The organism is Streptomyces sp. KLMMK (assembly GCF_036961605.1).
Classification (GTDB): Bacteria; Actinomycetota; Actinomycetes; order Streptomycetales; family Streptomycetaceae; genus Streptomyces; species Streptomyces telluris.
Map to the genome: position 1 here is coordinate 1 of NZ_JBAMDC010000547.1, position 3,490 is coordinate 3,490.

The 3,490-nt window shown below is 72.3% G+C and carries 4 protein-coding genes; 1 reads left to right on the forward strand and 3 read right to left on the reverse strand.

The window, feature by feature from the left end; translation table 11 throughout:
- Window positions 1-872 (reverse strand): serine/threonine-protein kinase (locus V7793_RS35290; protein ID WP_336013770.1); only part of this gene is annotated, 872 nt, incomplete at its 3' end.
- Between the two features lie 489 nt (window positions 873-1,361).
- Between V7793_RS35290 and V7793_RS35295 the strand changes: the two genes are divergently transcribed.
- Entirely contained in the window at window positions 1,362-2,009 is a 648-nt protein-coding gene (locus V7793_RS35295) for a TetR family transcriptional regulator (protein ID WP_168091090.1), read from the forward strand.
- A gap of 140 nt (window positions 2,010-2,149) precedes the next feature.
- On the opposite strand, the gene V7793_RS35300 is transcribed toward V7793_RS35295, so the two are convergent.
- Complete coding sequence (locus V7793_RS35300) at window positions 2,150-2,692, reverse strand: nitroreductase family deazaflavin-dependent oxidoreductase (protein ID WP_443058065.1); 543 nt, start codon at window positions 2,690-2,692, stop codon at window positions 2,150-2,152.
- Window positions 2,689-3,490, reverse strand: an 802-nt coding sequence (locus tag V7793_RS35305; RefSeq protein WP_336013771.1) for an acyl-CoA dehydrogenase family protein, incomplete at its 5' end; no start/stop codon positions are given. The genes V7793_RS35300 and V7793_RS35305, both read right to left, overlap by 4 nt.

A 3,490-nucleotide genomic window follows, 5' to 3' on the forward strand; every position in this document is an offset into this window, starting at 1 on the left:
GAGACGGCGTTGTCCGGCAGCCAGGCCGAGGCCGTGCCGCTGTCGTCGCCCCCGCCGGAGGCGAAGAGGTGCGGGGCCAGCTCGGACTGCAGGTCGGCCGGGCTGGGCCGGTGCTCGGCGGCCATCTGCATGCAGGAGTCGATGAGGGGCCGCAGCTCGTCGGGCAGGCCGCTCAGGTCGGGGCCCTCGCGGAGCAGCATGAAGACCGTCTCCACCGGATTCGCACCGTGGAAGGGGGCGTGGCCGGTGGCCGCGAAGACGAGGGTGGAGCCGAGGGAGAAGATGTCGCTGGAGCCGGTGACGCTGCGGGAGTCGCGCGCCTGCTCGGGGGACATGTAGGCGGGGGTGCCGACGGCGACGTTGGTCATCGTCAGCCGGGTGTTGGAGACGCCGGAGGCGATGCCGAAGTCGATGACGCGGGGGCCGTCCTCCACGACGAGGACGTTGGAGGGCTTCAGGTCGCGGTGGACGAGGCCCGCGCCGTGGATGGACTGCAGCGCCTCGGCGATGCCCGCCGCGAGCCAGCGCACGGCCTGGGCGGGCAGGGGCCCGCACTCGTTGACGATCTCCTCCAGGGAGGGCGCGGGCACGTACGCGGTGGCGAGCCAGGGCACGGCGGCGCGCGGGTCGGCGTCGACGACGGCGGCGGTGTAGAAGCCGCTGACCGCGCGGGCCGCCTCGACCTCGCGCGTGAAGCGGACCCGGAAGAGCTGGTCCTCGGCGAGCTCCGTGCGCACCGTCTTGATCGCCACCCGCCGGCCGGACGCCGAGCGGGCGAGATAGACCAGCCCCATGCCACCGGCACCGAGTCGGCCGAGCACCTCGAACGGGCCGATCCGTCTCGGGTCGTGCTGCGTAAGCTGCTCCACCACTGACCTGCCACCTCCCCGTCGGGGCTTGAAGGGTTTCAGCCCCGTGCAGCGTCTCACCGCGAATTATCCCGGGGTACGCATGCTGATTCTTCCTGGCGAACGACGCGGTGGCGAACCCGGGTCGCGCTTCACCCTCTCTCCACCACATGCGGAACGCCTCGCCCCGCGCCTCCTACCCCCGCTTCCCGTCCGCGATCCGCCGCCGCCCCCGGGAGCTTCCGCCATGGCCCGCGGGGTGTGTCACGACTGCCACGTTAGCGGGGGACCGCGGTCTTCCGCGGGACCTGTGGACAACCGTGCGAAGGGTCTCCGAAGAGCGTTGTCCACAGCCTGTTGATAAGAGGATTCACCGGTACGGGCCAATCCCGTGCGATCTTCCCGCGACCCCCCGCAACCCCTCTGAGCTGGCCTTACACCCCACTCCACACCCCTGCCCCCATTTGCATGCGGCCGAATCGCGCTCCGATCACCCCTCGGTAAGCTGACGGCATGACAGGACAAGTACGCACCGTCGACGGCCGCGTGGCCGGCCGACGCGGCCAGGCGACGCGGCAGAAGCTGCTCGACTGCCTCAGCGAAATGCTCAGCTCCTCTCCCTACCGAGACGTCAAGGTCATCGACGTCGCCCGCAAGGCCGGCACCTCGCCCGCGACCTTCTACCAGTACTTCCCGGACGTCGAGGGCGCGGTCCTCGAGATCGCCGAGGAGATGGCCAAGGAGGGCGCGAGCCTGACCGAGCTGGTCGCCGGCCGCTCCTGGGTCGGCAAGTCCGGCTGGCAGGCCGCCGAAGAGCTCGTCGACGGCTTCCTCGGGTTCTGGCGCAAGCACGACGCCATCCTGCGGGTGGTCGACCTCGGGGCGGCCGAGGGCGACAAGCGGTTCTACAAGATCCGCATGAAGATCCTCAACGCCGTCACCAACTCCCTCACCGACTCCGTCAAGGAGCTCCAGTCCAAGGGCAAGGTGGACAAGGACGTGAACCCCGCGGCCGTCGCCGGGTCGCTCGTCGCCATGCTCGCCGCGGTGGCCTCGCACCAGAAGGGCTTCCAGAGCTGGGGCGTCAAGCAGGCCGAGCTCAAGCCCAACCTCGCCCTCCTCGTGCACCTGGGCATCACGGGCAAGAAGCCGACGAGGTAGCGCTTCCGGCACCTCGTCACGTCTGCACGTCCTGTCATCGCAGCGGCGGGCCCCCTCCCGGCCGGGCCCGGAGGGGGCCCGCCGCAGTGATTTCCGCCCTCAGTCCCTCTCCCCCAACCCTCTCCCTCAGTCCCTCTCCCTCACTCCTCGCCGTCCGGACGCGGCTCCAGCCGGAACAGCCGGATCTCCCGGTCCACGCGCGCCTGGTACCGCGCGTACGGCGGCCAGAACGCCACCACCGCCTCCCACGCGGCCTTCCGCTCCGCACCACCCAGCAGCCGGGCCCGCACCGGCACGTCCCGCCCCCTCCAGCTGATCTCCGCCTCCGCGTGCGCCAGCAGGTTCGCGGTCCAGGCAGGGTGACCGGGGCGCCCGAAGTTGCTCCCCACCAGCACCCACGCAGTCGGCGGCTTCCCCTTCGGCCCCTCCGTCATGCAGGCGAGCGGCGTACGCCGCGCCTGTCCCGTCCGCGCGCCGGTCGACGTGAGCACCAGGCCGGGCAGCAGGCGGGCGCTGAGCAGCGTCCTGCCGCCCGTCAGCCGGTGCACCGCACGGTCCAGGGCCGGCACGCAGTGCGGCGCGATCCGCGCGAAGGTACGGGTCGAGGAAAGCTTCTGCACCACGCGCTCCAGACGCTCCTTGCGGTGCCCGCGCTGCCCGCTCCGTGCCGCAGTGCCGCTCACGGAGCCACCGCTTCCCGCTCCGGGCGCCCGGCAAACAGCCCGGCGGCCTCCGCCGCCCGGGCGCGCAACCGCTCCGGGGGTCCGAAGAGCAGGCCGTCCGAAGCAGCCCGTTTGAAGTACAGCTGCACGTCGTGCTCCCACGTCACTCCGATGCCCCCGTGCAGCTGGACGGCCTCCGCGGTCACCGCCCGCAGCGTTTCCAACGCCTGTGCGAGGGCGATGCCCGCGTCTCCTGCTGCCCTTACGTCATCTGCCGCCCCTGCGCCTGCGGCCACCTTTGCGTCTCCTGCCATCTCCGCGTCTCCTGCCACCCCTGCGTCCGCTGCCTCCGCCGCACCCCCCGCCGTGCCTCCCGCCGCCCACGCCGCGTAATACGCCGCCGAGCGCGCCGCCTGCACGGACACGTAGAGATCGGCCAGGCGGTGTTTGACGGCCTGGAAGGAGCCGATGGGCCGCCCGAACTGCTCACGTGTCCGCACGTGTTCGATCGTCAGCTCCAGCGCCCGGTCCGCCGCGCCGACGGCCTCCGCGGCCAGCATCGCCGCGACGCTCCCGCCCAGCCGGGCCAGCGCGGCCGGGACCTCGTCGTCCTTGAGGCCGAGGAGATCGGCCTCCGCGTCCCGCAGCTCGATCCGCGCCTGCGGACGCGTCTCGTCCAGCGCGGTCAGCCGCGTACGGCGCACCCCGCGCACCACATCCGGCCGCAGGACGAACAGCAGCGTGCGACCACGGGCGTACCCGCCCGCGCGGGCGGCGACCAGCAGCACTCCCGCGCTGTGCCCGCCGAGGACCTGCGCC

What these genes read in the sequence shown, in the direction of transcription:
- V7793_RS35295 (WP_168091090.1), top strand. Translation starts at nt 1,362, where the DNA reads ATGACAGGACAAGTACGCACCGTCGACGGCCGCGTGGCCGGCCGACGC.